30 protein-coding genes and 2 pseudogenes are annotated in these 25,205 nt (G+C 57.7%); 10 read left to right on the forward strand and 22 right to left on the reverse strand.

Features of this window, described 5'->3' with window-relative positions; all coding sequences use genetic code 11:
• Positions 1-22 precede the first annotated feature (22 nt).
• Both AC097W_RS10940 and AC097W_RS10945 read right to left on the reverse strand, forming a co-directional pair.
• Positions 23-850, reverse strand: coding sequence for a hypothetical protein (locus AC097W_RS10940; protein WP_479602593.1), 828 nt, complete (start codon positions 848-850; stop codon positions 23-25).
• Positions 851-1,126, reverse strand: coding sequence for a helix-turn-helix domain-containing protein (locus AC097W_RS10945; RefSeq protein WP_479602594.1), 276 nt, complete (start codon positions 1,124-1,126; stop codon positions 851-853).
• Between the two features lie 242 nt (positions 1,127-1,368).
• On the opposite strand from AC097W_RS10945, the gene AC097W_RS10950 reads away from it, so the two are divergent.
• The 5 genes from AC097W_RS10950 (at position 1,369) to AC097W_RS10970 (ending at position 4,299) form a co-directional block, all read left to right on the forward strand.
• Entirely contained in the window at positions 1,369-1,572 is a 204-nt protein-coding gene (locus AC097W_RS10950; protein WP_479602595.1) for a hypothetical protein, read from the forward strand.
• Positions 1,572-2,027 (forward strand): DUF2924 domain-containing protein, encoded by a 456-nt coding sequence (locus tag AC097W_RS10955; protein WP_479602596.1) that lies wholly within the window; start codon positions 1,572-1,574, stop codon positions 2,025-2,027. The genes AC097W_RS10950 and AC097W_RS10955 overlap by 1 nt, the downstream gene beginning before the upstream one ends.
• A complete protein-coding gene (locus AC097W_RS10960; protein WP_479602597.1) occupies positions 2,024-3,406 on the forward strand; it encodes a recombinase family protein in 1,383 nt (460 codons plus the stop codon). The genes AC097W_RS10955 and AC097W_RS10960 overlap by 4 nt, the downstream gene beginning before the upstream one ends.
• Entirely contained in the window at positions 3,403-3,765 is a 363-nt protein-coding gene (locus tag AC097W_RS10965; RefSeq protein WP_479602598.1) for a site-specific recombinase resolvase, read from the forward strand. Before AC097W_RS10960 ends, AC097W_RS10965 begins: the two co-directional genes overlap by 4 nt.
• Before the next feature lie 87 nt (positions 3,766-3,852).
• Positions 3,853-4,299 (forward strand): hypothetical protein, encoded by a 447-nt coding sequence (locus tag AC097W_RS10970; RefSeq protein ID WP_479602797.1) that lies wholly within the window; start codon positions 3,853-3,855, stop codon positions 4,297-4,299.
• Positions 4,300-4,373: 74 nt separating this feature from the next.
• On the opposite strand, the pseudogene AC097W_RS10975 reads toward AC097W_RS10970, so the two are convergent.
• The 16 genes and pseudogenes from AC097W_RS10975 to AC097W_RS11050 form a co-directional block, all read right to left on the reverse strand.
• Positions 4,374-4,635 (reverse strand): annotated as a pseudogene (locus AC097W_RS10975) (copper-transporting ATPase); the annotation flags it as partial.
• Between the two features lie 2 nt (positions 4,636-4,637).
• Positions 4,638-5,900, reverse strand: coding sequence for an MFS transporter (locus tag AC097W_RS10980; protein WP_479602599.1), 1,263 nt, complete (start codon positions 5,898-5,900; stop codon positions 4,638-4,640).
• Positions 5,897-6,547 (reverse strand): DUF6629 family protein, encoded by a 651-nt coding sequence (locus tag AC097W_RS10985; RefSeq protein ID WP_479602600.1) that lies wholly within the window; start codon positions 6,545-6,547, stop codon positions 5,897-5,899. The genes AC097W_RS10980 and AC097W_RS10985 overlap by 4 nt, the downstream gene beginning before the upstream one ends.
• Before the next feature lie 70 nt (positions 6,548-6,617).
• Complete coding sequence (locus AC097W_RS10990) at positions 6,618-6,851, reverse strand: DUF2789 family protein (RefSeq protein ID WP_479602601.1); 234 nt, start codon at positions 6,849-6,851, stop codon at positions 6,618-6,620.
• A 15-nt stretch (positions 6,852-6,866) separates the two neighbouring features.
• Positions 6,867-7,355 carry an SRPBCC family protein gene (locus tag AC097W_RS10995; protein WP_479602602.1) on the reverse strand — a complete coding sequence of 163 codons (489 nt, stop codon included), beginning with the start codon at positions 7,353-7,355 and terminating at the stop codon, positions 6,867-6,869.
• Positions 7,352-9,787: a heavy metal translocating P-type ATPase gene (locus tag AC097W_RS11000; protein ID WP_479602603.1), complete on the reverse strand. Its 2,436-nt coding sequence runs from the start codon at positions 9,785-9,787 to the stop codon at positions 7,352-7,354. Before AC097W_RS11000 ends, AC097W_RS10995 begins: the two co-directional genes overlap by 4 nt.
• Positions 9,788-9,808: 21 nt before the next feature.
• Complete coding sequence (locus tag AC097W_RS11005; RefSeq protein ID WP_479602604.1) at positions 9,809-10,309, reverse strand: TPM domain-containing protein; 501 nt, start codon at positions 10,307-10,309, stop codon at positions 9,809-9,811.
• A gap of 2 nt (positions 10,310-10,311) precedes the next feature.
• Positions 10,312-11,184 carry a TPM domain-containing protein gene (locus tag AC097W_RS11010; RefSeq protein WP_479602605.1) on the reverse strand — a complete coding sequence of 291 codons (873 nt, stop codon included), beginning with the start codon at positions 11,182-11,184 and terminating at the stop codon, positions 10,312-10,314.
• On the reverse strand, positions 11,181-11,813 hold the full coding sequence (locus AC097W_RS11015) for a LemA family protein (protein WP_479602606.1): 633 nt from the start codon (positions 11,811-11,813) through the stop codon (positions 11,181-11,183). Before AC097W_RS11015 ends, AC097W_RS11010 begins: the two co-directional genes overlap by 4 nt.
• 35 nt (positions 11,814-11,848) lie before the next feature.
• Entirely contained in the window at positions 11,849-12,175 is a 327-nt protein-coding gene (locus AC097W_RS11020; RefSeq protein ID WP_479602607.1) for a heavy-metal-associated domain-containing protein, read from the reverse strand.
• A 32-nt stretch (positions 12,176-12,207) separates the two neighbouring features.
• The gene (locus AC097W_RS11025; protein WP_479602608.1) at positions 12,208-12,858 is read right to left on the reverse strand and encodes a methyltransferase family protein; all 651 of its coding nucleotides are present in this window, start codon (positions 12,856-12,858) and stop codon (positions 12,208-12,210) included.
• Positions 12,855-13,151, reverse strand: a complete 297-nt coding sequence (locus tag AC097W_RS11030; protein WP_479602609.1) for a DUF2933 domain-containing protein — start codon at positions 13,149-13,151, stop codon at positions 12,855-12,857. The genes AC097W_RS11025 and AC097W_RS11030 overlap by 4 nt, the downstream gene beginning before the upstream one ends.
• Positions 13,152-13,183: 32 nt before the next feature.
• Positions 13,184-14,233 (reverse strand): YVTN family beta-propeller repeat protein, encoded by a 1,050-nt coding sequence (locus AC097W_RS11035; protein WP_479602610.1) that lies wholly within the window; start codon positions 14,231-14,233, stop codon positions 13,184-13,186.
• 42 nt (positions 14,234-14,275) lie between these two features.
• Positions 14,276-15,868, reverse strand: coding sequence for a multicopper oxidase family protein (locus tag AC097W_RS11040; RefSeq protein ID WP_479602611.1), 1,593 nt, complete (start codon positions 15,866-15,868; stop codon positions 14,276-14,278).
• 69 nt (positions 15,869-15,937) lie between these two features.
• The gene (locus AC097W_RS11045) at positions 15,938-16,426 is read right to left on the reverse strand and encodes a hypothetical protein (protein ID WP_479602790.1); all 489 of its coding nucleotides are present in this window, start codon (positions 16,424-16,426) and stop codon (positions 15,938-15,940) included.
• Positions 16,427-16,572: 146 nt separating this feature from the next.
• Entirely contained in the window at positions 16,573-16,980 is a 408-nt protein-coding gene (locus tag AC097W_RS11050; protein WP_479602612.1) for a hypothetical protein, read from the reverse strand.
• Positions 16,981-17,071: 91 nt separating this feature from the next.
• On the opposite strand from AC097W_RS11050, the gene AC097W_RS11055 reads away from it, so the two are divergent.
• Entirely contained in the window at positions 17,072-17,548 is a 477-nt protein-coding gene (locus tag AC097W_RS11055) for a hypothetical protein (RefSeq protein ID WP_479602613.1), read from the forward strand.
• A gap of 875 nt (positions 17,549-18,423) precedes the next feature.
• Here the strand turns inward: AC097W_RS11055 and AC097W_RS11060 are convergent.
• The 4 genes from AC097W_RS11060 to AC097W_RS11075 all read right to left on the reverse strand — a co-directional run bounded on the left by AC097W_RS11060 (position 18,424) and on the right by AC097W_RS11075 (position 21,896).
• Positions 18,424-18,783 (reverse strand): copper-binding protein, encoded by a 360-nt coding sequence (locus AC097W_RS11060; RefSeq protein WP_479602614.1) that lies wholly within the window; start codon positions 18,781-18,783, stop codon positions 18,424-18,426.
• A gap of 26 nt (positions 18,784-18,809) precedes the next feature.
• Positions 18,810-19,301 (reverse strand): cupredoxin domain-containing protein, encoded by a 492-nt coding sequence (locus AC097W_RS11065; RefSeq protein ID WP_479602615.1) that lies wholly within the window; start codon positions 19,299-19,301, stop codon positions 18,810-18,812.
• Positions 19,302-19,370: 69 nt separating this feature from the next.
• On the reverse strand, positions 19,371-20,759 hold the full coding sequence (locus AC097W_RS11070) for a multicopper oxidase family protein (RefSeq protein ID WP_479602616.1): 1,389 nt from the start codon (positions 20,757-20,759) through the stop codon (positions 19,371-19,373).
• A gap of 30 nt (positions 20,760-20,789) precedes the next feature.
• Entirely contained in the window at positions 20,790-21,896 is a 1,107-nt protein-coding gene (locus AC097W_RS11075) for a TolC family protein (RefSeq protein ID WP_479602617.1), read from the reverse strand.
• 141 nt (positions 21,897-22,037) lie between these two features.
• Between AC097W_RS11075 and AC097W_RS11080 the strand changes: the two genes are divergently transcribed.
• The 4 genes and pseudogenes from AC097W_RS11080 (at position 22,038) to AC097W_RS11095 (ending at position 25,202) form a co-directional block, all read left to right on the forward strand.
• The gene (locus AC097W_RS11080) at positions 22,038-22,724 is read left to right on the forward strand and encodes a heavy metal response regulator transcription factor (protein WP_479602618.1); all 687 of its coding nucleotides are present in this window, start codon (positions 22,038-22,040) and stop codon (positions 22,722-22,724) included.
• On the forward strand, positions 22,721-24,133 hold the full coding sequence (locus AC097W_RS11085; protein WP_479602619.1) for a heavy metal sensor histidine kinase: 1,413 nt from the start codon (positions 22,721-22,723) through the stop codon (positions 24,131-24,133). Before AC097W_RS11080 ends, AC097W_RS11085 begins: the two co-directional genes overlap by 4 nt.
• A 188-nt stretch (positions 24,134-24,321) precedes the next feature.
• Positions 24,322-24,903, forward strand: a pseudogene (locus tag AC097W_RS11090) (DUF6920 family protein); the annotation flags it as partial.
• Positions 24,900-25,202: a hypothetical protein gene (locus AC097W_RS11095; RefSeq protein ID WP_479602620.1), complete on the forward strand. Its 303-nt coding sequence runs from the start codon at positions 24,900-24,902 to the stop codon at positions 25,200-25,202. The pseudogene AC097W_RS11090 and the gene AC097W_RS11095, both read left to right, overlap by 4 nt.
• Positions 25,203-25,205: the final 3 nt, after the last annotated feature.

Below are 25,205 nucleotides of genomic sequence, written 5' to 3' on the forward strand. Positions count from 1 at the left end.
GGCAGCCAAGTGAGTGCTGAAATCAGGTGATCCCGGCCCCCGTTCCCAGAAGTCCATAGCGCTCCATCCGAACCTGGATGAAGCGTCGGTTCACGCCGAAGCGTTTACCCAAGGCCTTCTGCAAACTCTCCATATCGAAGGCGCCAATGCCCCCTTCGGTACTCAATTTCAAAGCCATGCCGGGGAAGTCCGGATCCAGTGACGGGCTGCGGTGGATCGTGACGTCATACATGGGCGCCAGTTCTTCAATGGCACGGCACAAGGGCTGACGTGGCACCAGCAAGGAACCCATGAATTCATTGGCACGCAGTTCTGCGAAGTGAATGCTTTTTTCGAGTTCGGTGTTGCGTACGGGAGCTGCCTTGGCCAGGTGCTCCGCATCCCGCGTTGTGGTGCGGTAGGCCCTGCGGGCCTCAGCTGCCTGGTCATCAAACAGTCCAGGACTGTCATTGGCAGCCGCAACAATCCAAGCGGGTGCATCAAAGACAGCGTGGCCCAATTCGTGGGCGAAGGTGCTGAGCACCAATGCCTGGGACGCTGCATTGACGGCCGGTGATACTGAAAGCATGGCCGCATTCGGCGCTGCATCCGGATCCACTTCACACACGCCCAACACCGGCTGACCCTGTTCATCGGTGACTTGGTGCTCGGTATCGACCCAGAGGTCAAACTCCACCCCATTGATTTTGAGTTTGCTGATGTCGCGCAGGACTGACAGTCCAATTGCATCGGCTGTATCGTCCACTAGTTGGCGCCGGGCCTGAACAGCGATCCCCTCGACTTCGGGGTGTTTGATGTATTTGGGTAATTTACGGTCGCAGCACCGGTATCCGAGGGTCAATACCGCCATTCACTTGGCCCCTGTGCTTTTGCGATACATCCGAACGACGTCCCCCACGTTGTCGCGCATGTCTGGGGGCAGCCGACTGGCTTCGGCGAAAGCGTCATCCGGGTTTTCTTCCAGGATTTCTGCCGCCTTGGCGATCAGTTCGTCTTTGGGTGGTTTTTCCATCTCGCGCTCTATGCGCGACCAGTAGGCAGGGGAAATATCGAGCTGGCGTGCGAAATCATTCAGAGCAATCTCTTTGGCCTCTCGCTTGCTACGGATGTAGGAACCGAATCCCATAGTTTTGACCCCCGCAGTGGGGCTCGCGTGTTTTCAATAGCTGCATGGTAGCCATTCGGCAACTCATTGTCAACTGTTTACTAAACGCGCAACCCAATCATTTCAGTGAACTGGGCCGGTGCCCAAAAACTGCCCAATGCCAGAAGTGGCTTTCCCAACTGCTACGCATTGCCCTGCTTTGCTATCCGCTTCGGAGCTTTGCCAAGATGATTTGAGACAGTTTCAATTTCCCAATACTCCCCATGAAAACCCTCGCCCTTCTTCTACCCCAGCAGATGTCACCTGCCGCAAGGGTCGCTGAAATCACCGCCATCTTGGCAGCCGCTGTTGTTCGCACCCATCTGTCGCAAATTGAGCACACGTTGAGCGCACAGCGAGACAAAACTCTTGGCTTTTTGCCCGGGCAGAGCGTTCATACAAACCCCTATCAACCGGAGTCATTGTGATGAACGCCACCCAGCAAACCATATCGGCCCAAGTGGTCGCTCTGCCCTCAATTCCAATTGCAGATCTCTGGGCCCTGTGGGACAAGTATTTCCCGCGCCGCCCGGAGAACCCCAATCGCCGCTTCATGGAGTCCCGCATTGCGTACAAGATCCAGGAAGAAGCATTTGGTGGCTTGTCTCAGGATACACAACGCAAGCTGATCAACATCGGCATGCGCCACTCCAAGATTAAAGGCCGGCAAAAGCTTGCCGACATTCACCTCGCACCGGGTACCGTCCTTGTGCGGGAATGGGGCGAGCGCGACCACAAAGTGACGGTGACCGTTAATGGCAGCTTTGAGTACGCAGGCCAGAACTTCAAAAGCCTGTCGTCAGTGGCACGCCACATCGCTGGCACTCCGTGGTCAGGACCCGTGTTCTTTGGGTTGCGCTCTACCCAGAAGGAATCCGCATGAACGCCACCCTGCCTATTGCAGCGACCAAGGCGCGCAAACGCTGCGCCGTGTACTGCCGCGTGTCGTCCGATGAGCGACTGCAGCAAGACTTCAACTCGATTGATGCCCAGAAGGAATCGGGCCAGGCCTACGTTGCCAGCCAGCGTGCCGAAGGCTGGATCCCGGTAGCCGATGACTACGATGACCCGGGTTTTTCCGGCGGAAATACCGAACGACCCGGGCTCAAGCGCCTAATGGTCGATATTGAGCGCGGCTTGATCGATATCGTGGTGGTGTACAAGATCGACCGGCTCACCCGCAGCCTAGCAGACTTCTCCAAAATGGTGGAGGTATTTGAGCGTTGCAAGGTGTCGTTTGTATCGGTCACCCAGCAGTTCAACACCACCACATCCATGGGCCGGCTGATGCTCAACGTGCTGTTGTCCTTTGCGCAGTTCGAACGAGAGGTCACAGGGGAGCGGATCCGCGACAAGATCGCGGCCAGCAAACGCAAAGGAATGTGGATGGGCGGTGTGCCGCCACTGGGATATGACGTCAAAAACCGGCTGCTGGTCATCAACGAAGCCGAAGCAGCCACTGTGCGGAGAATCTTTGGTGACATGCTGACCGTGGGATCGCCCACGGAGATTGGCCGCGCCCTGGCGCGTGAGGGCATCACCACCAAATCCTGGACTACCCAGGATGGCCAAGACCGTCAAGGCGGCCCCATCGACAAGAAGTACCTGCACAAGCTGCTGCGCAACCGCATCTACCTTGGTGAAATCTCTCTCAAGGGCAATTGGTACCCCGGTGCGCACCCGCACATCATCGACCAGGGACTCTGGGACCAGGTGCACGCAGTGTTTGCCAAGAGCCCGCATGCTCGCGCGATCGACACCAAGACCCGAACCCGATGTGACGCCCTTTTGCGCGGATTGCTGCATGACCCAAATGGCGTGCGTATGTACGCCACCTACACCAAGAAAGATGACCGAGTCTACCGCTACTACGTCACCAAGTCCGAGATGCGTTTTGGAGCAAAAGGTAAAACCCACGAACGCATCCCGGCAGACGAAATCGATGCGGCCACGGTGGCACAGATCAAGACGGTGCTGACCAGCCCGGAGGCGATTGCCAGTGTGTGCACGCTGATCCAGAAAAACGGTGCCCAGGTGGATGAAGCCGCAGCCGTCATGGCCATGCGCAATCTCGGTGGCATGTGGGAGCATCTGTACGACGCAGAGCGCCACCGCATTGTCAATTTGATGATCGAGCGGGTAGATTTGGTGGCCGGAGGCCTGCGGGTCAAATGGAATGCGCTGGGGTGGCGTGACGTCTTTGGCGAGTTTGCCCCCAACAGCATCGGCGCTGAATTGCTGGAAATGGAAGCCGTTTCATGATCAACGGGGCAGATACTTTCATTCCCATGGAGTTTGTACAGCGTGGTGAAGAGTTGCTAACACGCACAGAGGCGCCGGCATTTGATACCAAGCTTTTGGAAGGACTTGCGCGGGCGTTTTACTGGAGACACCTGATAGACACCGGAGTTGTAGCAAGTGGATCCGATATCGCCCGGCGGGAGGGCCTTCACTTCTCCGTTGTCAATGAGTTGTTGCGCATGACTTTACTGGCCCCCGACATCATTGACCAGTTCCTCGTGGGGCGTCAGCCCAGGCGCCTGACTCTGATGTGGTTTCAGCGCAATCGCCTGCCAGTAGATTGGTCTGCGCAGCGCGCGATCCTGGCAGCACTTAAGTAGGAGAACAGCATGTCAAAGAGAGGAAGAGGCGCGATGACCGGCGCTGCTACGACGTACCAAACACCGTGCCCCGCTGGCGGAGTCAAGATGGAGACATTCGTGCCCTGGAAGTTTGTCAGGCGGGGCATCAAACGTCAGGTAATACTACCCACAGATGCGCCTGCATTTCAATCGGGGCAATCCACAGAGCGGGCCCCTACGCTGCCTCCGGTCAAGGATTCAGCCCTGCTGCGTGCGATCGGACTGGCGCACTATTGGCAATTGCTGATCGACACTCATAAGGTTCAAAGCGCTGCTGAAATAGCTGCTCATGAAGAAGTCAACATAACGCAAGTTCGCCGTCTGATGCGCCTAACATTACTCAGTCCAAGTCACATTGAATCCATAGCATCCCAAGCTACCCAAGAGGCAACTTTGGATTGGATATTGCGGCAGTCCTTGCCGAATGACTGGTGCCAGCAAGACAGTCAATTTCCATCGCGGTTAAATAAAGCTTTAATGACCGCAAACGTGAAGTCACTTCGGACAGCTTGAACTTCGCGTTTTGACCAAGGTCTCCGCAGCCACGTGAACCGTGGCTCCCTGATAGCAGCGAAACTGAGTGGACATATCCGTCGCTGCCGCAAGCGCAGTGCATTACCAATCACCGAAGCGGAACTGAAGCTCATTGCTAAGGCTGCGATCAATTGCGATAGCAGCCAGCAGCTCTATGGGAGCAGAACACCGGCAGCTACGGTGATGCCCAGGGCGTTGTACAGAAAGCAGAAAGGTAAACATCAAGTTTTGCTTTATATTAGGCACGGTGTTCTCGGTGGGGGGCGCGCGTGCAATGGCAATACCTCGCAAGTCGCCTTTGACCAATGTGACCTGCGTTAGAGGTTGAATGTTTTCATGCATTTGCGCAAACTGCGTCTAAAGATGATTAGCACGAACAACAGAGCGAGGGGAATGGCAAGCCAACCGAAGCCATGCTGCGGGGAAACACCGAACAGCCACCCACCAGCAACCGAACCAAGAGTTTGACCAAGGCTGGTCCCAGCGGCCAGGCCTCCCATCGTCACGGCCAGGTCGGAACGTGCAACGCCAGCAGCAAGGTACGCTACGACGGGCAAAACCAACCCCGTTCCGGCGGCGGTCAGGCTCACCCCGAGGTACATCCAGCCGTGCGCTGCTTGGTTAGAGAGCACAGCCAGGCCTGCCATGGCGAGAAGCAGGCCCATGCCCAAGAGCCGGTAGGCCGACTTCGAGTTCAGTATCGGCGTGAAGAACAGCAGCGCGTTCACTCCCAGCATGACCAGACTGCATTCGGCGAACATCAACGACACGTCCCTGGAAGACACTTGGGGGTTGCGCAGGCTTTCCAGAAGGATGCCCAACTCAAAGGCAGCCAGTACAAACATCACCACTGCGACTAGCCCCCAGAGTGCCAGACCGCTTTGGTAGCGCGGGCCCGCGTCGGGGCTCCCTGGCATCGGCGCAGCCACAGGTAGTGTCCGAAGAACGCGCAGCAGCCCGATCATCGTGACACCTGCGAATGCAGCGGTCAGCAGGACCACGATATGTGCCAATGATGCGGGTGCCAGCGCGCGCGCGCCGACCAATGCTGCGATCCAGCCCGCAGCGGCAATTGCGGCGGGGCCCACCAGAAACCCGAGCAGGGACATGGATCCGAGCCACGCGAAGCGGCGCGCGCGCTGCGTCTCGGTGGTACGTTCCGCCACGATCACAGAGACGAGCGGGACGATGGCGGCTACGAAAAACCCCGCGCTGCCCCGCAGAATGTAGAGGCTCTCTATGTTGACCAACCCTGGGACGAGGAGCGCGGTCAGGCTGACCACATAGCCTGCAAAGCCCGTGATCAGGACCAGGTTTCGCCCGACGCGGTCCGAAATGATGCCCCACAAAGGGGCACCGACTAACACGCCCATGGCGTACACGCCACTCGCGAAACCAATGTGGCGGGTGATTTCCACGGGCGTTGCTGCGGGCAGCATCAGCACCAGCCAACCCGGCAGCACCGGCAGAAGCGCGCCGTAACCAGCGGATACAACGAAGACCGCCATGGCGAGCCAAGCGACCTCTGAACGCCGCAGGCTCTTATGGCCCACGGGCATCGCCGCTAATTGTGCGGTCATGCTGCGCCCGCTTTGGTTCGCCGCATTCCCGAGGTCAACTGCGCACATAAGACAAGGCTCAGGATCGCGGCAAAGAGGCACCACACGGAGATGAACCACTGTGCGTAAAAGTAATAAGCCGCCGCAAATGACACCAGCGCGAGCACGCCAAACACCTTCACCCAACGGTGCGTGGAGACCATCGGGCTAATGGCTGTTGACAGCAGGTACATGCTCATTACCGCGGCTGCAAAGAAATGGGGAGAGACATACTCGATATGCTGGCCTGTGGCACGCGAGACCACTGGGAACGCCACCAGCATGTACATGAAGTACGCCGCCAGGGCCGCGCCCGCTGCACTGATTCCCCATAAAGTGGTGCGACGCCAGCCCGGCGGTTCAATCAGTAGCACAGCCACGGGGATATACACCGGCCAAAGGACGTGGGAGAAAAACGAGTAGGCATGCGTCATCGCGGCGTTGAGCAGTGGTGCCTCAAAACGGAACGTCAGCCAGACAACCCCTTCGATGAGTTGCTGGACAGCAAAAAACAGTGGAATCGCAGCGAGTGGCAGCTCACGCGGGCCACGCGCAGACTTGACCGCCAGAACGCCGACGCTCAGTAGAACAATCCCCGCTGAAAAACTTGCAGTCGCAGAGAAGCACATTCAATTCAATTCGCTGTAATTGCGACAGAACCCGTTTTAATGCATCCAAACCAAGGGTTTGAAACCGGTTTCATGACCCAGTGAGCCGCACCGAGAGCGCATCGACCGCCTCGCACCAGTCCGAGTCATCGGCAAGCGCACGCCCCAAAAAATGGGCCTGAACGGGGCTCCAAAACGCCGCATCAGGCAAGGCCGTGCTAGCTTCCAGTCGGTGTGTGGCAATAAAGATTTCGATGTCTTCAGCCTCACCAGAGTAGCCCAGTTGGCGAAACAGATTACTCAGATCATGTTGATTGGTTTCCATACCATTTTTCCTCTTTCAAAATGCTTGTGCTGCATCGGTAGCCATGCGTTGCACGCACCAGTCGGCATAGGTTTGGCCCAACAGCTTCCCGAGCAAACGTGCCCGTCGCCCCGCAGGCCAATGGTAGTCAATCCACACGCGCAATTGCGAAGCCTCAGCCTCCGCAGCGAGCACAAAGCCCATCCGATAGGCCCCAATGACCAAGAGGTGCGGATCACCAATTGTCTCCCACGTCTTGCGCAGAGGCGGCGCATATTCGGTCACTTTTTCCGAAACCGACAAGGCCATGCCGAGCACTTGTCCTGTCACGGTGATCAACGAACCCAGAGCTTGGCCCTTTTGGCTGTCCGTCTTAATCGCCATGGTGGCCCCCGCCATCATCAGCGAGGGTTTCTGCATGTGCGCCGCTAGCCGTTGATGGTCGTCCAGCAACGCGAACACCACATGGGGCCGCGCCGCCACGCGCACGGTGGTTTCACGGTGAAATGGGATCTGTGCACTCATTCCCGACGTCCGCGCAGTCGCAAGGCGTTGCCAATCACCGACGCAGAGCTGAAACTCATGGCCAGGGCGGCAATCAACGGTGACAGCAACCAGCCCGTCCAGGGGAACAACACCCCTGCGGCCACAGGAATTCCCAACGCGTTGTACAGAAAGGCAAACACCAAATTTTGCTTCATATTGGCCACGGTGTTCTCGGAGAGGGCGCGTGCAATGGCGATGCCCCGCAAGTCGCCTTTGACCAATGTGACCTGCGCACTGTTCATGGCCACATCGGTCCCCGTACCCATGGCCACACCCACATCGGCTTTGGCCAAAGCTGGTGCGTCGTTGATGCCGTCACCCGCCATCGCCACCACACGCCCCTCTTTCTGCAGGCGCTCGACCAAAGCGAGTTTGTCTTGCGGTTTGACTTCACCATACACCTCGTCTATGCCCAGTTTGGCACCCACCGCTTTGGCCGTGGTCAGGCCGTCACCCGTGGCCATGATGATCCGCAGGCCTGCGGTTTTCAAGGTTGCCAGCGCCTCGGGCGTACTGGCCTTGATGGGGTCGGACACGGCCAGTAGCCCCGCCAATTTACCGTCCACCGCCAGGTGCATCACACTGGCGCCTTCGACGCGTAAAGCCTCGGCCTGCGTCACCATGGATGCCACTGACACACCGATTTGATCCATGAGCGTGGTGTTACCCAAAGCCAACTGTCGCCCGCCTACTTTGCCGCGAACGCCAATACCGGAGCCCGACTCAAAGTTTTCGGGCTTGTCCAGCGTCATGCCTTGCGCGCGTGCCGCACGCACGATGGTTTCTGCCAAGGGGTGTTCGCTGCCTTGGTCCAGGCTGGCAGCCAGGCGCAGCACTTCGCCCGCTTCAAACCCTTGTGCGGGTACTGCGCGGTCAAACGATGGTTTACCTTCGGTGAGCGTGCCGGTTTTGTCAATGATGAGGGTGTCGATCTTGCGGAAGTTCTCAATCGCGGCGGCATCGCGGAACAACACCCCCTGGGTCGCCCCCCGGCCGGTGGCCACCATGATGGACATCGGTGTGGCCAAGCCCAGCGCACAAGGGCAGGCGATGATGAGCACCGCCACCGCATTGATGAGGCCATACACCCAGCTGGGCGCAGGACCAAAGAAGCCCCAGACGAAGAAGGTAAGCAGCGCAATGGCCACCACCGAGACCACAAAGTAGCCCGCCACCACATCCGCCATGCGCTGCATGGGCGCCCGGGAGCGTTGGGCCTGGGCCACCATTTGCACGATTTGCGAGAGCACGGTGCTGGAGCCAACACGTTCGGAGCGCATGATCAGTGCACCACTGGTATTGAGTGTGGCGCCGATGACTTTGTCACCCACCCTTTTGCTGACCGGCAACGGCTCGCCGGTCAGCATGGACTCGTCCACCGCGCTGCCGCCCTCGGTCACCACGCCGTCCACTGGCACCTTTTCACCAGGACGAATACGCAAGAGGTCGCCGATGTGGACATGCGTGAGGGCCACATCTTCTTCCGTGCCATCCGGGCGAATGCGGCGCGCGGTTTTGGGAGCTAGACCCAGCAAAGACTTGATGGCCGCAGACGTTTGCGAGCGGGCTTTGAGTTCCATCACCTGACCCAGCAGCGTCAGGGAAATAATGACCGCCGCTGCCTCAAAATACACCGCCACCCGACCCATGGAAATGAATGAGTCTGGAAACGCCTGCGGCGCGATGGTGGCCGCTACGCTGTAAACATAGGCCGCGCCAGTACCCAGGCCAATCAGCGTCCACATATTGGGGCTGCGATTGACCACAGATTGCCAACCGCGGGTGAAAAACGGCCATCCAGCCCACAGCACGATGGGTGAGCCCAGGGCCAACTCCACCCAGCTCTGCGTTCGCATGTCCATCAGTTGCAGCCGCTCGCCGAACATCGCCAGCGCAAAAACGATGACGGTCAAAGGCAGGGTCCACCAAAAGCGGTGCTGGAAGTCGCGCAGCTCGGGGTTGTCGTCATCCTCCAGGGAGGGCATGACGGGTTCGAGCGTCATGCCGCACTTAGGGCAGTTGCCAGGGTGGTCCTGGCGCACCTCGGGGTGCATGGGGCAGGTGTAGACGGTGCCGACTGCGGCTGGCGCGGGTGGTGTTTCAGGCGACGGCACAGGCACCGCTGGTTGCACCGCATTGGGGCCTGCGGGCACTGCACCGGGTAACACCGTCATGTATTGCATGGGGCTGGCATCAAACTTTGCTTTGCATTTGGTACTGCAAAAAAGGAAGCTGCGCCCCATGTGCTCGGACTGGTGTAGTGACTGGGCCGTGACGGTCATGCCGCAGACCGGGTCTTTCAACTCAGCACTCGCACCGGCCTTGCTGCCTGAGGGAGGTGCTGCAGGATGGGCGTCGCCATGGTGATGGGAATGTTCAGGGGCGTGGTCTGAGTGTGGATTGGTGTTCATGGCAAGGTATTTCGATGGAGTTCATGTCAAGACGACGGGGGTGTCAGGCAACTCGTTGGTGCGTTTGTCTTGCGCGGGAAAGTGTTGGCCAATCACTTGGGCAATGGAGGCAATGCCCGTCAAGGTGCCCGGCAAAAATTCGGACTTCGAGAAAGCAAGCTCCATAGCACTGCAAATGGTGGCCCAATGCTTGCCATCGGTGCGCGCGTGAATGCCTCTGTCAGCAACAATTTCAACGGATCGGTCCGCCAGCAGCAGGTAAATCAACACACCGTTGTTACCCTCGGTGTCCCATATCCGCAACTGAGAGAACACGTCAATGGCCCGCTCGCGGGTGGTTTGCCCCGTCCAGAGCGGTGCGCCTTCCAGACTGGCTTCGACCACAAAGCGGATTTCCCCGCCATGCGTCTGCTCGCTGGCGTGGATCGCTTGCGCGATGGCATCCAGACTGCCCTTCGAAAACGCCTGCTGTACCTGCCAATCCAAGAAAAACAAATGTTTGAGGATGCGTAAGACGTTCACAGCTACCACCTCCCCGATGCACCACCGCCGCCAAACCCGCCGCCACCGCCCCTAAATCCGCCACCACCGCCCCTAAATCCGCCACCACCGCCCCGACCGCCGCCCATCGCAGCCATGCCATACAGCATGCGTGTGCTGCCCACCAAGGTAAATACCAGTGCGCCCAGCCCCGCCACGACGGAGAGGAACAGCGTGCCGATCACAAACCAGGCCAGGACAGACACCACAGCGCCCGTGACCAGTGCGCCAGGGACTTTGCCCAAGGCGCTGCGCAATATGCCGCCGACGGCCAATGCCACGATAAAAAGCACAGGCAGCATTTGACGCACATCGTCATAACTTCCTGTGGGCCTGCTGCTGGGGGCGGGCAGTGGCTCACCCTCTACCACCTTGATGATCTGCGCAACGCCAGACTGAATACCGCCAAAGAAGTCGCCTTGCTTGAACCGCGGCGTGATGGTCTCGCTGATGATGCGTTTGCTGGTGATGTCAGACAGCGCACCTTCCAAGCCGTAGCCCACCTCAATGCGCAGCGCACGGTCGTTCTTGGCCACTACCAGAATCGCACCATCGTCCACTTTTTTGCGCCCCAGCTTCCATTGCTCGGCCACGCGCAACGCAAACTGCTCGATCTCTTCAGGCGCGGTGCTGGGAACAATCAGCACCGCCAGTTGGCTGCCCTTACGCGCCTCGAAGGCCGACAAGGTTTGCTCCAGCGCGGCAATTTGCTCCGGTGCCAGGGTTTTGGTCTGGTCCGTCACGTGCCCCACAAGCGCAGGCACTGCGACCTGCGCCGTGGTGGCGCATGGAACCAGCAGCGCCAGTGACAGCGCAAGGGCTGTGCCGAGTCGGCGTGCCAGCCCCTGAAGACTCACTTGACTGCTCCCGATACGGCACCCTGCGCTGCGGCGGCTGGGCTGTCAAAACTGACGGTGGGTGGACGGGCAATTTCCCTCTCGTTCTCCACGGTGAAGTTGGCTTTTTCTTTGTAGCCCAACACCATTGCCGTCAGGTTCGATGGAAACGAGCGTACGGTCACGTTGTAGTCTTGCACCGATTTGATATAGCGGTTGCGCGCCAAGGTGATGCGGTTTTCTGTGCCCTCCAGTTGGGCTTGCAAATCGCGAAATGCTTGGTTGGCTTTGAGGTTGGGGTAGTTCTCGGACACCACCAGCAGGCGCGACAAAGCGCCGGTCAGCTGACCTTGTGCCTGTTGAAATTTCAGAAATGCCGCAGGGTCATTGACCAGCTCGGGCGTAGCCTGAATGGCCGTTGCTTTGGAGCGCGCCTCGACCACCTTGGTCAAGGTGTCCTGCTCAAACTTGGTCTCGCCTTTGACGGTGCTAATCAAGTTGGGAATCAGGTCGGCCCGGCGCTGGTATTGGTTTAGCACCTCCGCCCAACTGGCCTTGATTTGCTCGTCCGTGCTTTGGAAGGTGTTGTAACCACAGCCCGCCAGGGTCAGGGTTGCTGCAGCCAAAAAAATAGAAAGAATTTTCCGCATAGGGGTGCCTCTGATGTCAATGAGAATAAAGCGGGCTATTTGCAGCAACAGCCGCCCTTATTGCCTTGGGCTGCTTTGCCACCTTCGCCACTTTGGCTGCCTTGGCTGTTGTGGCAGCCAGAGGCTTTGGGCGCTGGCGTGGGCTCCGCGCTGGATGCCAGCTGGGCCGGATAGTCTTCGCTGGCCAATGCAGCGATCAGGGGTGCCGCCCCCGACGGCAGATCGCCCTCGACCGTCGCGCGCCCGTTGGCCAAGTCCACCTCGACCCGGTTTACGCCGGCAACCGATTGCAAGGCCTTGGTGACGTGCTTCACGCAAGAGCCACAGGTCATGCCTTGAACTGAAAGTTCTACTGTTGTCATGGAATACTCCTTTAGGTTTCAATCAATCCGGATCATTGCGCTGCAGGCCCTTTGGCAAGGCGCGGAAAGAAGCGTGGTGTTCGCATCGCATACCGGTCAAATTCCGCGCCAAACTGCGTCCGCATTTCAGCCTCTTCGGTCACCGCCAAACGCCCATACATCACCAGCAAAATGGGGAACATGAGCAGGGTTAACAAGGTGGGCCACTGCAATAAAAAGCCCAACAAAATCAGGACAAAGGCCACGTACTGCGGGTGACGAATGCGCGCGTAGGGACCGGCCGTGGCCAAGGTATGCCGACGTTGCGCGTGGTAAAGCACGTTCCAGGCGTTTGACAGCAGGTAAAACCCGAAACCCAAAAAGACATAGCTTGCAATATGCAGGACGCCGAAGTGCGGATCCCCCTTTTCACCCAGCACCGTGGACCACAAATGCCCCGAGTTGTGGGACAAAATGTCCAGCCCTGGGAATTGTGTTTGCAGCCAACCAGACAGCAGATAGATGGTGAGCGGAAAGCCATACATCTCCACAAACAGCGCCACAATGAACGCAGAGAACGCGCTGAAGCTGCGCCAGTCCCGCGCGGTGGCGGGCTTGAAGAAGCTGTAGGCAAACATGATGAAGATCGCGGAATTGAAAATAACCAGCGTCCAAAGCCCGTAGGCCGGTTGGTCATGGCTCATGATCGGTCTCCCGTTTGGGATGGGGTCGACTTCCCGGAGGCAGCCTCCGAGGAGGCGTCGCCGTCGTGATGCTGCCCATGGCCGCCGTGGCCGCCGTGCCCGTGGTGCATGAACACATGCATCAGTGGGCAAGCCAAGAGGATCAACAGCGGCAGCGCCCCCACGACATGCGCCAGGTGCTCTGTGAGCAGAAAGTAGGCGGCTATCGCACCGAGTACGGCCAGGCCGATGGCGTATCGCGATCGCCAAAAACTCGGAGGCTGAGCATCATGCGAATGATGGTCGTGGTTCATAGGATTCTCCTTGTCGTTGGTTATGGCTATGGTTATGGTGCAACCGTAATACCGTTGGGGCTGCGGCCTACGGCGAGTGTTTTCAAGGCTTTGCCCGCTGGGATGTCGATGACCGTGACCGTGTTGGCATACACATTGCTGACATAGGCGTAACGCCCATCCGCGCCGATGGCCACGCCGTGTGCGCCACTGCCCGTGCCGATAGTTTTGATCCGCTCAACATTGTTGAGGTCAATCACACTGACGGTCTTTCCCGGGGCTTTGCGGGTGCCCTGATTGGCCACGATCAAGAAGCGGCTGTCCGGTGTGACAAAGAGCTGGATGGGCGTGGCCCCGACAACAATGGTCTGAAGTACCTTGCGGCCTACCGGGTCTATTACCGCGACCCGGTTTTCTTGCGAGAGCGACACAAAGGCGAATCGACCGTCGGGTGTGAACCCGACTTGGGCCGGACCTTTGCCTACGGCAATCTGGGTGAGTTCTTTTCGGCTTTCCATATCGATCACCGAGACCGTTCCACCCTTCATGTTCGCAACGTACGCCTGCTTGCCATCCGGGCTCACGCGGATGCCGTGGGGGAACGCGCCAGTCGGTAGGGTGTCTACCACCTTCAGTGTGGCGGTGTCCACTACGCTCACGGTGTTGTCGCCACCGTTGGTCACCCAGGCGTAGCTGCCGTCATTTGTCAGCACCACATGGGCCGGATGTTTGCCAACCGATACTTTGGCAACGACCTCGTCCGTGGCCGTGTCAATGGCCCAGACCTCTCCTGTGGTAGACATGTCGCCGTGCTCTGCCTCGGTCATGCCTTTGTGCGACGCACTGCCCGCAGCGCGTGGGGGCAAGCCATTGTTGGTCACCCAGACGCGTTTGCCATCGGGCGCACTTTGGACATTGTGCGCGCCCTTGCCCACCGCGATGCTGCGCACCGTTGTGAGCGACGCCCCGTCAATGACGCTCAGTGTGCCGGCATCTTCATTGGCGACATAGATTTTGCGGTCGGCGGCAAAAGAGGTCGCGCCCCCAGCAAGCAAAAAAACTTGCGCCGCTAACCACAGCCATTTGTGCATTTTTAGGTCCATATCTTTCTCCCTTTTGTGTTCGCGTTGTGTTCAAAGAGCCAGCTATCCAACGACCCGGTAATTGATCATCATGCCGGCGTCCTCGTGTTCAAGGTTGTGGCAATGGAACAGGTAAGTTTGACTGCCGGGAAAGTCATGAGCGAAGTCAATCGCAATCCGCACCGTTTCGCCAGGCCACACCAGCACGGTGTCCTTCCAGCCCAGATCGCTCACGGTGCGGCCTTTGCCGAATTTGGCTATGGCTGATATCTGCTTGGGGCTGTGCAGGCGCTCAAGCACCTGAAAGGAAAAGCCATGCAAATGAATTGGATGGGGCATACCCAGTTTGGGGTTGCTAATGCTCCATACCTCTCGTGATCCACGTTTCACGTCAAAGACGATTTCGTCCATCTTGAACGTGCGACCATTGATCAAGAAGTTCATTCCCTTGAGTGACAACTTGATATTGCGCTTGCCTGCACCAACCAATGGAATGGGGGTAATTTGCGACAGCGTGGTTGGCAATGTCGTTGCCACGCGCTCGCCTTCAGCCACCACCAGCTTCAGGATATTGAACTCCGCCCCCATACCCAGACGTGACGTACTCTCGCCCATGCCGGGCATGCTTCCAGCTTCGCCTTCGTTCTCCATGGGGTCAAACGGCAGGCTCTTGAGGAACACCGCCTCACCCGCCTTAGCCTGACCGGCATCAAACAGAATGTCCAGACGCTCACCAGGCGCAACAAATGCTTCCGTTGTGGTTTGCGGACGTTCTATCAGCCCACCATCGGTTCCGATGACTGTGTAGTTCAGCCGCTCTTTACCTTTCAGAAATGCCAGCCGGTAGATGCGGGCGTTGGAGCCATTGAGAATGCGCAAGCGGTAGCTGCGCGGTGCGACGGTCTGGTAGGCATTGGGCGTCAGGTTGGCGATGATGATGTCGCCCAGCCAACCCATCATGGCCTCCTGCCCGTTGGGTTGGTAGTGCAACTTGCCTTGGGCATCGAACTGCTTGTCCTGAATGACCAGCGGCAAATCGGTTTCGCCCAGCTTGAGATCGACCGCTTGGGCCAATCGGCGCTGGTCTTCATCCTCCACCAGAAAGAAACTGGCCAAGCCGTTATAGGCCTGTTTGGCGGTGAGGTTGTGCGCATGGGTGTGATACCAGTAGGTGCCTCCGCGATTGCGCACTTTGAAGTCGTACTCAAAAGACTGGCCAGGGGCTATTGTGCTGGCAGGGTGTCCATCCATCTTGGCCGGTGTGTGCAAACCATGCCAGTGAATGATGGTCGGCTCTTCCAGTGCATTGCGCAGTGTGACTTTGAGATTTGCACCACTTTCCAGGCGCAGGATAGGGTTCTGGTACGCCTTGCCGGACTGCTCTGTTTGGTACAGGAGAAATGGCGACGGATTGCCTGGCAGGAGGGGAAAACTGGCCGCAGTCGCCCGCATGGTCAGTGGCCCGGTAACATCCAGCACACCGAATGGACCGCTGCCGACTGGAATAAACAGCTTCTGCAAAAAGTTTTCTGCAGCCACCGGGTCAAACGGGTAGTGGCGAAATGGCTTGACTGCTACCGTCTTGGCGTGGCCTACACTGGTAGCCATCAGGGCTGTGGCACCCAAAAAATGGAATAGCGCTCGTCTTCTCAACATAAGAATCTTTCTTTCAATGCACGAAATTCAGCGGGATTGCGGCACCCATCTGATGGGTGCCAAAGCAATCTATTGGGCGGCCGGAGCGGGCAGGCGATCCATCATCATTTGCATCATTGACGTCATCATTTCCATGCGCTTTTCCATCATGTCGTGATGGGCCATCATGTCCATCGACATACCGCCCTTCTTGGCGTCAGCGCCCATGCCTTTCATATCGCCCATTCCAGACATTGCACCCATGGAACCCATTTTTCCCATCATGGACATACCGTCTTGCATGGCCTTCATGTGGTCGCCCATGAGTGCTTTACGTTCCTCAGGTGTTTTGGCTGCCATCATTTTTTCGTGCATCTCACGCATGGTTTTCATCTGGCTGTCCATGGCTGCCATTGACTCTGTGGACTGAGTTGGCGCTTTGGGTGCAACTGCTTTGGTGGCTTTTTTCGCAGGCTCCGCGGGGTGATGCTGGGTGTGTTCTGCAGCGGTCTGGGCAAATGCTCCGAGAGAAGCTGCTGCAATGGCAATTGATAGAACGGTATGGCGAAGATTAGTCATATGGAACTCCATTTAAAGAAACAAGGAACGAGAAACTGGCAAGAATTAGGTGGCATCCGGTCAACCCGTTGAAGGGACCAGAGGCATGGAAGCAGACGGGCTATCCAGCGTCTGTGCGCTGGGTAACAACCGCTGCAAAAAGAGATTTAAATTGTCAGCCGCAGAAAGCGGATCGACACAGGTGGCTCACGCCAGTCGGGGACTACTGACGGAACAGTACGATCATTGAGATCGAGCACCGCTACAGTGAGGGCGGAGCAATGTGCAGCAGGAACGGTCTGCAGATCTAAGTGAACGTCTACTGGCTTGGTCTTGTAAACGGCCGTGTGCTGCGCATCACAGACTGTGAGACAAACGGCTTTGTCGGATGCAATTGGCTGCTGATTAGCATTTTCATGATGCGACAATTGGAACTGCGACGCAGATGTATGGTGCCCCAATGCATCCGAAACAAGGCATGCATTAGCGATGCCAATCCCCAGTGTCATCAGCCAAACGAAAACCACCGCGATCGCGGTGTATCGTGTGTGGTGGACGTTGAAGAATGACTTCATGGGGTTAAGTTCAAAAGAAACTTATTGCAATAAGTTCACTATATACGCCGCAAAGAATCGCACATTGATCCACATCAACTTCTGAATCTCTATGTTTAACCCATCGCTGCCACTGCACAACTTCGCTGAGCGAAAAAAGTTTGTCCTTCAGTACATCGCTATCACTGCCTTAGTGAACTTGGTTTGGGAAGTGTTTCAGTTGCCTTTGTATACCTTGTGGAACGAAGGCACGCCATCGGCCATTGGATTTGCCGTAGTGCACTGCACGATAGGCGACGTACTCATTGCTGCATTGAGTTTCACTGCCGCACTGATATTGGTTGGATCCAAAAAATGGCCCCGAGAACGGTTCCTTCCAGTGGCACTTCTCGCGGTCACCTTTGGCGTTTCCTATACGGTATTCAGTGAATGGAATAACACCGTTGTGACACGCGCCTGGTCCTACTCTAGCCTGATGCCTACGATTTGGAGCATAGGACTATCACCGCTTGCGCAATGGTTCATCGTTCCAGGCTTCGCTTTTTGGTACCTGAAGCTGAATTTGAAATCTGAAGGTGCCAACCTGTAGAGCTGGCACCTCCGATTTAGTTACTGCGTTGACTGAATGTCGATCACGATCATTTGACGTCTTCGCGAATCACAACGAACTTCACTTTGCCACTGGACTTGCCCTTCTATGACATAGCCACTTCAACCAAGTGGTATGGCTTGAACCGAGTTGTGCTGGAATTACCATTACTGCAAGGCACGTACGGCATTATTTTCGGGCTCAGGGACCGGAACGTCAAAGCCCGACTTCTCTAAACGCGCAATTCAGTCCTCGCAGCATCCACATGTCGAATCCTTCCAGACCTCAATAGGCGATCCGTGGCTGGCAGCCTGTGCGCGAGGAACAACCAGAATCAAGGGGGGGGAAGACCAGCACTGGACGCTTTGACCATGTCTCAAATAAGGCGTTCATGGCTCGATACTGTGCAGTTTGAAGGCAGCCCAAAGCGGTGCTTGGCGCGGTTATCTCCCAGCGCGCAGGCCGCCGTTGTGTGACCATGTATGAGGCCGTAAACGGTAACAAAGGGGCATGCCCCTGCAAGTCTCGTTGCCTTCAGCATTACCTCGAACCCCAAGATACTTAATACCCGCATGGAGTTTTAGGCCAGCACGTTTAAACACATTTTTGCGGTAATGTTGAGTAGCCGCTGTGTGAAGAGGTGCGTGTATCCCATCTAACTTTTGAGCGGACCAAACACGGGCTCAACGGTTCAACGCCTTATCGCCATTGACTGCCGTCTCAATTGCTACCAGATACCGCCCGATCCTCGGACTACTTGCCGGCCTATGGCTGCATACCGTCTCCTTTGCGACCAGCCCCCACGAAATAAAGCCGGACCTTTTCAATGAAACGGTCCGGCGCTCCATTCCATCCAGTAAATCAGCCGGTCAACATTATTTCCCGGGCTGCATGTCGGTGACGACCATCTTGCCGGCATCCATGACGACGACGAACTGGATCTTCTGACCCACCTGAACCTTGTCTAGCATGGCCTTCTCCTTGACATTGAACACCATGGACATCGGGGGCATATCCAGGCTCTTGATCTCGCCGTGCTTAATAGTGATCTTGGCGTTTTCTTTGTCGATCTTGCGGATTTCACCGTCGGTCATGCCCGGTGAGGCTGCAGCAGCAGACACTGCGGTCATGCTCATCTTGCTCTGGTCCATGGGCATTTGTGCCATGGCCGATCCAGCAAGAGCGAGTGAGCAAGTGATTGCTGTTGTGGCCCAAGCACGCTGAATGGTTTTCATGATCTTTTCCTTTAAAAGCTGATGAGTTATTTGGCAGCGACTTTTACCTGGCCCTTCATGCCGGCGTCGTAATGACCGGGATGCAGGCAGGCGAAGTCAACGGCGACGGCGTTAGTGAAGTGCCAGATGACCTCACCTTGTTTGCCTGGCGCAAGTGAGATCTTGTTCGGCTCGTCGTGCTCCATGTTCGGAAACTTCTTCATCACCTCGTAGTGTTCCAGCAATTCCTTCTGTGTGCCCAAGCTGAACTCGTGTTTGACGGTATCGGTGTTCTTCAACACGAAGCGGATCGTCTCGCCCTTTTTGACTTGGATGTCCGATGGTTTGAAGCGCATGCCGCTGGCCATGTCGACTTCAATGGTACGGGTGACTTTGGCTGCAACGCCGGGCTTGCCGATCGGGGACTCGTGGTGTCCTCCGGCGTGGTTGCCCGCTGCCGATGCAGCGAATGCAGCACCGAGGGCGACGGCAAGAACGACGGCGGAACGCTTGGAGAGCAGGGTGCGTGAGATTTTCATGTGAACCTTTGAAGGGGGTGGATTGAGAAAACAGGAGGCGAGGAGAAATCTACAGGTTTCGTACCGGCGTCAATGCGCCATACCTTTGCCAGCCGGCTTGACGGCTTTGGCCAACGCCGGGGTCGTGTCAACACTTGCCTTGGGCCTGACCGCTGGCAAGGCAGCGCCGGTCCATTCCTGAGCGACCGTACCTTCGGGAAATTTGTATGACCCCGGATCTTTGTAATCGCCCGGCTTCTGATCCTTGCGCACCTTGAACACGGTAAACATGCCACCCATCTCCAGCGGGCCGAACTGACCCGTTCCGGTCATCATGGGGGCAGTGTTATCGGGGATGGGCATCTGCATCTCGCCCATGTCGGCCATCCCACGTTCGCCCATCAGCATGTAGTCGGGTGCAACCTTCTGGATCTTCTTGACCAGCCCCCGGTGGTCCACGCCAATCATGGTGGGGACGCTATGGCCCATGGCGTTCATGGTGTGGTGGCTCTTGTGGCAGTGCATAGCCCAATCGCCTTCTTCATCGGCAATCAGCTCGATCTGGCGCATCTGGCCCACTGCCACGTCAGTGGTGACTTCATACCAACGCGTGCTGGGCGGCGTTGGGCCGCCGTCGGTGCCTGTGACCAAAAATTCATGCCCGTGCAGGTGAATGGGGTGATTGGTCATGGTGAGGTTGCCCACCCGGATACGCACGCGGTCGTTCAGCCGCACGTTCAGGGTGTCGATGGCCGGGAAGACGCGGCTGTTCCAGCACCAGATGTTGAAATCCAGCATCGTGTTGATCTTGGGGGTCTTGCTGCCTGGCTCTACGTCGAAGGCGTTGAGTAGAAAACAAAAGTCGCGGTCCACCTCGCTGATGTGCGGATGCTTCGCTTTGGGGTGGGTCACCCACATACCCATCATCCCCATGGCCATCTGGACCATCTCGTCTGCATGTGGGTGGTACATGAAGGTGCCGGGGCGGCGCGCTTCGAATTCATACACGAAGGTCTTGCCCACGGGGATAGCGGGCTGGTTAAGTCCGCCCACACCGTCCATGCCACTAGGCAAGCGCTGGCCGTGCCAGTGAATGGTGGTGTGCTCGGGCAGCTTGTTGGTGACAAAGATGCGCACGCGGTCGCCCTCAACCACTTCGATGGTTGGACCCGGGCTTTGGCCGTTGTAGCCCCACATGTTGACCTTGAAACCCGGCGAGACTTCGCGCACCACCGGCTCGGCCACCAGGTGGAATTCCTTGACGCCGTTGTTCATCTTCCAGGGCAGGGTCCAGCCGTTGAGCGTCACCACCGGGTTGTAGGGCCTGCCGGTGGTGGGCACCAACGGGGGCGCTGTATCTACTGATGTTTGGTAAACAGGTTCAGGCAAAGCGGCCATGGCAGACCGCGCAACGGCCAGTCCGGCCACCGACGCGGCAGCACCTGCAAAAAATTGACGACGTGAATTGAGGAGACTCATGCTATTTTTCTTTCAATGCGTTCGACGCAATCAGTGGCCAGCGGCAACAGCGGATTCACCGCCACCACCGCCTAAGGATACGAAGCTACTCGGGGCACCGCCCTGCAGAACCCACTGCAAATCGGCCTCCGCGATCCAGAAGTCGCGTTGTGCACCAATGGCATCGGCCGTGGCCTGCGATTGGTTGCGAGTCGCTTCCAGCAGGTCCCACACGCTTTTGAGCATGCCGTTGTAATGCAGCACAGTTTCTTCGGTGATGTACTCGCGCTCTTTGAGTACGAAGTTGCGGCTGTCCAGCGCCTGGTTGTGCGCAGCCAAGTAGGCTTCAATGGCCGACTGGGCGAGTGCCTTGTTGCGCAGCTCCTCCGCGTATGGGAGCTGCCCCCGGATGGCAGCAGCGCTTTTTTGCAGATCGGCCTCAGACATAGCGTTGGCCGGCACGTCGGGCAACTGTTCTGGTAAGACCAGCGAGGTTTCAAAGCCAGCCAGACCCAGCAGCTTGATCATTTTGGACTGCGCCTGGGTGGCGGCCAACTTGGCGCGCCGCAGCTCCATGCGGGCTTTGGCCTCGGCTAGTTGCACAGGCGACTGTTGCAGCCGGCTCCAGTTGCCCAGGGCGACCATCCGCTTACCCAGATCGCTGGCGGCTTGGGCTGCCTCCAGACTGGCTTGCTGGTGGCCCACGATCTGACGCGCCGTGACAGCTTCCACCCAAGCCTTTCGTGCTTGCATGGCCACTTCCAACAACTCCCCCATGTCTTCCACCCTGCGTTGCAAACTAGGGTCTAGGTCCACCCAGCGCCCTGTGGCGATCATCTGCACGTTCTGCGCACCCAATCGAGACTGAACCTGCGCCAGCTCACGATGGACCAGCCAAGCACGGCGCACGGCATCTTCAATGGTGAGTAGCACTGTTCCCTGGGGCTTGGCAATCTGGGGCGATTCGGCGGGCAGGTTGGCCTGCTCCCACTTGAGGATGTCGACATGGCCCCGCTTAAACGCGCCAACGGCATCATTGGCTCGGCGCCAGTCGGTCTCTTGGGGTAGCTGCTGTGCAGACACCGAACCCACCAAAACGCATAGGGCGAGCGTCGCTAGACGTAACGGTTTGCGTCGCAGAATCGGAACACGATGCATGGCATTGCCTTTAAGGTTATTTCAAACTGCCCGAACTGTATCGGGGGGTACCCAACATCAAGCTGTCGTTTAGATTACAAATTTGTAATTTACGATGTCGGGCGTTCCAATCGGGGCACACTCGGGAAAAGGATGCCGACTGTGAAGATATTGATCATTGAAGACGAGCCCAAGACGGGCGAATACCTGCGCCAAGGGCTCAAGGAAGCTAGCTTTACCGTGGATCTGGCCCAGAACGGCAATGACGGACTGCACACAGCGCTCGAAGGTGAGTACGACTTGGTCATTCTGGATGTGATGCTGCCCGGGCTGGATGGCTGGGATGTGCTGCGCAGCTTGCGCAGGCAAGGGCGCAGCGTGCCGGTGCTTTTTTTGACGGCCAAAGACCAGGTGGAAGACCGGATCAAGGGCTTGGAGCTGGGAGCGGATGACTATTTGGTCAAGCCGTTTTCCTTTGCAGAGTTGCTGGCCCGGGTGCGAACGATCTTGCGCCGGGGAAAGTCCGGGGTCGAAGCTACCGCGCTGAAGGTGGCCGATCTAGAACTTGATTTGTTGCGCCGACGCGTGAGTCGTGCGGGGAAGCGCATAGAGCTCACCTCTAAAGAGTTCGGCTTGCTGGAACTGCTGATGCGCAGGCAAGGTGAAGTGCTCCCTCGGTCCCTGATTGCATCGCAGGTCTGGGATATGAACTTCGACAGCGATACCAATGTGATTGAGGTGGCGGTACGTCGCTTGCGCAGCAAGATTGATGATCCGTTTGAGCCCAAGCTGCTCCAGACGGTGCGGGGCATGGGGTATGTTTTGGAATCACCACTATCCAACCCATGACGCCGCGTTTCTCACTGACGACCCGTCTCACCCTTTTTTACACACTGGCATCAGCAACTGTTTTGCTGGGCCTGGGTTGGTTGACGTCGTTGACTATGAACCAGCACTTTGAGGATCTGGACCGCGGCATCCTGCAGGACAAAATCCACCTCATCCAGGAGGTAGCTGCCAAAGCTAGCTCGAAGGCAGATCTGCAGGAGCGTCTGAGCGAGGTGCTGCACAGCCACGAAGGCCTGATCGTAACCGTCGGGGCCAATGGGGTGCCCCTGTACGCGACAGAAGATCTGAAAATTCCTCATGAGTCCGTTCGAAATGTAGGCAAAGACCTGCAGGCTCAAACCATGCTGAACTGGCAAAACGAGGGACATCAGTACCGTGCCTTGGGTGCATTAGTGTCATCGCCCTTGCAAAAAGACGAACCTTTGACCGTCTGGGTCGCACTGGATACCAAGCTGCATGACCATTTCCAGATGCATTTCCAGGCAACCCTGACGATCTATGTGATTCTGGCCACCCTATTCAGTGGTGTGCTGGGCTGGATTGCGGCCAACCGAGGGCTGGCGCCACTGCGAACCATGAAGAGTAGAGCCCAAGCAGTGACTTCCAACAAATTGGGGGAGCGCATGCCAGTGGACGCTGTTCCAGTGGAAATGGCAGACTTGGCCACCACTCTGAACGACATGCTGGACCGCCTGCAGGAAGACTTTCGCCGACTGTCCGAGTTCTCGTCGGACTTAGCGCACGAACTCAGAACTCCCATCAGCAATCTTCTGACGGAAACCCAGGTCACTTTATCTGCCAAAAGAAGCAATGATGACTACCAGGACGTGCTTGCCTCCAATTCGGAAGAGCTCCAGCGTTTGGCCCGAATGGTGTCGGACATGCTGTTGTTGGCAAAGACCGAGCATGGTCTCGCACTCCCCAGCCGAGAAGCCATCGTCGTAGCCACAGAAGTGCAGGCCTTGTTTGACTTCTACGAGGCTTTGGCCTCGGAGAAAGGTATTCGCCTGGAACTGATCGGGAACGGGACGGTGAGCGGTGACCGCTTGATGCTTCGGCGCGCACTGAGCAACCTGCTTTCCAATGCACTGCGTCATGCAGATCCCCAAACGGCTGTAACTATCCAAATTGAGACATTGGACCAAACTACAGAAGTGCGAGTGATCAATCATGGGGCCAGCATCAGTCCAGAGATGCTGCCGCGCCTGTTTGATCGATTCTTCCGGGTGGACAAGTCTCGGGCTCATCCTGAGAGCGATGGTGCAGGCTTAGGATTGGCGATCACGCGCGCGATCATGGAAGCCCATGGTGGTGGGATCATGGTGTCATCAAAGTCAGGGAAGACATACTTTTCGCTGCGTTTTCCAAATACGGAGGTACATACAGCAGATACGCGCGCCATCTCCTGATGGTGAAAACTGCTTCGGACATCCTGTCGCCATGTTGTCAGCCACGTGACCGACCTGTAACCCACAGATCATTCTTCTGTAGGGGACAAATTTCCACATTGGAGTCAACGGTGCAGCGATTGCATCGTTCCCCACGAATTACCTCGTGGGGCAGTACACGCCATTGAAGGAGTTTCAAACACGCGGAGCAATGGAAGCCGTTCACATCGCATCAGCGGGTAGTCACCTCAGTGGCCGGTTCACGGCTAGGCTTCTTGTGGGACGCCCAGGCGGCCATGTTCCCCGGTGTGCCCGCGCGCGTCGTGGACAGCTACGTCGCAGGCACGGGCCAGTTGATTGCCAAGCTGCTCGGTCTGTTCACGGTGGCCGACGCACACGGTGGCGGCGAGCTGGCCCGCGGCGAGTTCATGTACTACTTTGCCGAAGCAGCGTGGTACCCCACCGCGCTGTTGCCCAGCCAGGGCGTACGCTGGCAGGCGGCGGGCGACACTTCGGCCAAAGCCACCCTCGTTGATGGCCCGATCACGTTGACCTTGCTGTTCAGCTTCAACGAAGCCGGCTTGATCGCCTCGGTGTGCGCCGAGTCGCGGGGCGCCGGGGTGGGCAGAGACATGGTCATGCTGCCTTGGGGCTGCGCTTTGTCCAACTACAAGCCGCAAGACGGCATGCTGCTTCCGATGACGGGTGAGGCCGCCTGGATGCGGTCTGGCAGGCGCAAGCCGTACTTCGTCGGGCGCGTCAACAAGCTGAGCTACGAGTTCATGCCATGAGGCCCGCAACGCGTCGCGGCGGCAAGGCGCTGATGGCCCTGGCCCTGGCACTTGTCGGGGTGGCCGTCCTGACCGGATGGCTCTTCAGCCGCGACATGCAGCGGGCCCGCGCCCATGCCGCGCAGGGCAGCGTGCTGATCGCAACAAGCTGCGGCCCGATCGAGTACCAGGAGATCGGAACGGGCATTCTCTTGCTGGCCATACACGGCGGCGGCGGTGGACACGACCTGGGCATGGCATTCGCAGGCGCTCTGGCGACACAAGGCATCCGGGTGATCGCGATGTCGCGCTTCGGCTAAGCA

Source organism: Rhodoferax sp. GT1R46, assembly GCF_056521285.1.

What these genes read in the sequence shown, in the direction of transcription:
- AC097W_RS10940 (WP_479602593.1), bottom strand. Translation starts at nt 850, where the DNA reads ATGGCGGTATTGACCCTCGGATACCGGTGCTGCGACCGTAAATTACCC.
- AC097W_RS10945 (WP_479602594.1), bottom strand. Translation starts at nt 1,126, where the DNA reads ATGGGATTCGGTTCCTACATCCGTAGCAAGCGAGAGGCCAAAGAGATT.
- AC097W_RS10950 (WP_479602595.1), top strand. Translation starts at nt 1,369, where the DNA reads ATGAAAACCCTCGCCCTTCTTCTACCCCAGCAGATGTCACCTGCCGCA.
- AC097W_RS10955 (WP_479602596.1), top strand. Translation starts at nt 1,572, where the DNA reads ATGAACGCCACCCAGCAAACCATATCGGCCCAAGTGGTCGCTCTGCCC.
- AC097W_RS10960 (WP_479602597.1), top strand. Translation starts at nt 2,024, where the DNA reads ATGAACGCCACCCTGCCTATTGCAGCGACCAAGGCGCGCAAACGCTGC.
- AC097W_RS10965 (WP_479602598.1), top strand. Translation starts at nt 3,403, where the DNA reads ATGATCAACGGGGCAGATACTTTCATTCCCATGGAGTTTGTACAGCGT.
- AC097W_RS10970 (WP_479602797.1), top strand. Translation starts at nt 3,853, where the DNA reads ATGGAGACATTCGTGCCCTGGAAGTTTGTCAGGCGGGGCATCAAACGT.
- AC097W_RS10980 (WP_479602599.1), bottom strand. Translation starts at nt 5,900, where the DNA reads ATGACCGCACAATTAGCGGCGATGCCCGTGGGCCATAAGAGCCTGCGG.
- AC097W_RS10985 (WP_479602600.1), bottom strand. Translation starts at nt 6,547, where the DNA reads ATGTGCTTCTCTGCGACTGCAAGTTTTTCAGCGGGGATTGTTCTACTG.
- AC097W_RS10990 (WP_479602601.1), bottom strand. Translation starts at nt 6,851, where the DNA reads ATGGAAACCAATCAACATGATCTGAGTAATCTGTTTCGCCAACTGGGC.
- AC097W_RS10995 (WP_479602602.1), bottom strand. Translation starts at nt 7,355, where the DNA reads ATGAGTGCACAGATCCCATTTCACCGTGAAACCACCGTGCGCGTGGCG.
- AC097W_RS11000 (WP_479602603.1), bottom strand. Translation starts at nt 9,787, where the DNA reads ATGAACACCAATCCACACTCAGACCACGCCCCTGAACATTCCCATCAC.
- AC097W_RS11015 (WP_479602606.1), bottom strand. Translation starts at nt 11,813, where the DNA reads ATGCGGAAAATTCTTTCTATTTTTTTGGCTGCAGCAACCCTGACCCTG.
- AC097W_RS11020 (WP_479602607.1), bottom strand. Translation starts at nt 12,175, where the DNA reads ATGACAACAGTAGAACTTTCAGTTCAAGGCATGACCTGTGGCTCTTGC.
- AC097W_RS11025 (WP_479602608.1), bottom strand. Translation starts at nt 12,858, where the DNA reads ATGAGCCATGACCAACCGGCCTACGGGCTTTGGACGCTGGTTATTTTC.
- AC097W_RS11030 (WP_479602609.1), bottom strand. Translation starts at nt 13,151, where the DNA reads ATGAACCACGACCATCATTCGCATGATGCTCAGCCTCCGAGTTTTTGG.
- AC097W_RS11035 (WP_479602610.1), bottom strand. Translation starts at nt 14,233, where the DNA reads ATGGACCTAAAAATGCACAAATGGCTGTGGTTAGCGGCGCAAGTTTTT.
- AC097W_RS11040 (WP_479602611.1), bottom strand. Translation starts at nt 15,868, where the DNA reads ATGTTGAGAAGACGAGCGCTATTCCATTTTTTGGGTGCCACAGCCCTG.
- AC097W_RS11045 (WP_479602790.1), bottom strand. Translation starts at nt 16,426, where the DNA reads ATGACTAATCTTCGCCATACCGTTCTATCAATTGCCATTGCAGCAGCT.
- AC097W_RS11050 (WP_479602612.1), bottom strand. Translation starts at nt 16,980, where the DNA reads ATGAAGTCATTCTTCAACGTCCACCACACACGATACACCGCGATCGCG.
- AC097W_RS11055 (WP_479602613.1), top strand. Translation starts at nt 17,072, where the DNA reads ATGTTTAACCCATCGCTGCCACTGCACAACTTCGCTGAGCGAAAAAAG.
- AC097W_RS11060 (WP_479602614.1), bottom strand. Translation starts at nt 18,783, where the DNA reads ATGAAAACCATTCAGCGTGCTTGGGCCACAACAGCAATCACTTGCTCA.
- AC097W_RS11065 (WP_479602615.1), bottom strand. Translation starts at nt 19,301, where the DNA reads ATGAAAATCTCACGCACCCTGCTCTCCAAGCGTTCCGCCGTCGTTCTT.
- AC097W_RS11070 (WP_479602616.1), bottom strand. Translation starts at nt 20,759, where the DNA reads ATGAGTCTCCTCAATTCACGTCGTCAATTTTTTGCAGGTGCTGCCGCG.
- AC097W_RS11075 (WP_479602617.1), bottom strand. Translation starts at nt 21,896, where the DNA reads ATGCATCGTGTTCCGATTCTGCGACGCAAACCGTTACGTCTAGCGACG.
- AC097W_RS11085 (WP_479602619.1), top strand. Translation starts at nt 22,721, where the DNA reads ATGACGCCGCGTTTCTCACTGACGACCCGTCTCACCCTTTTTTACACA.
- AC097W_RS11095 (WP_479602620.1), top strand. Translation starts at nt 24,900, where the DNA reads ATGAGGCCCGCAACGCGTCGCGGCGGCAAGGCGCTGATGGCCCTGGCC.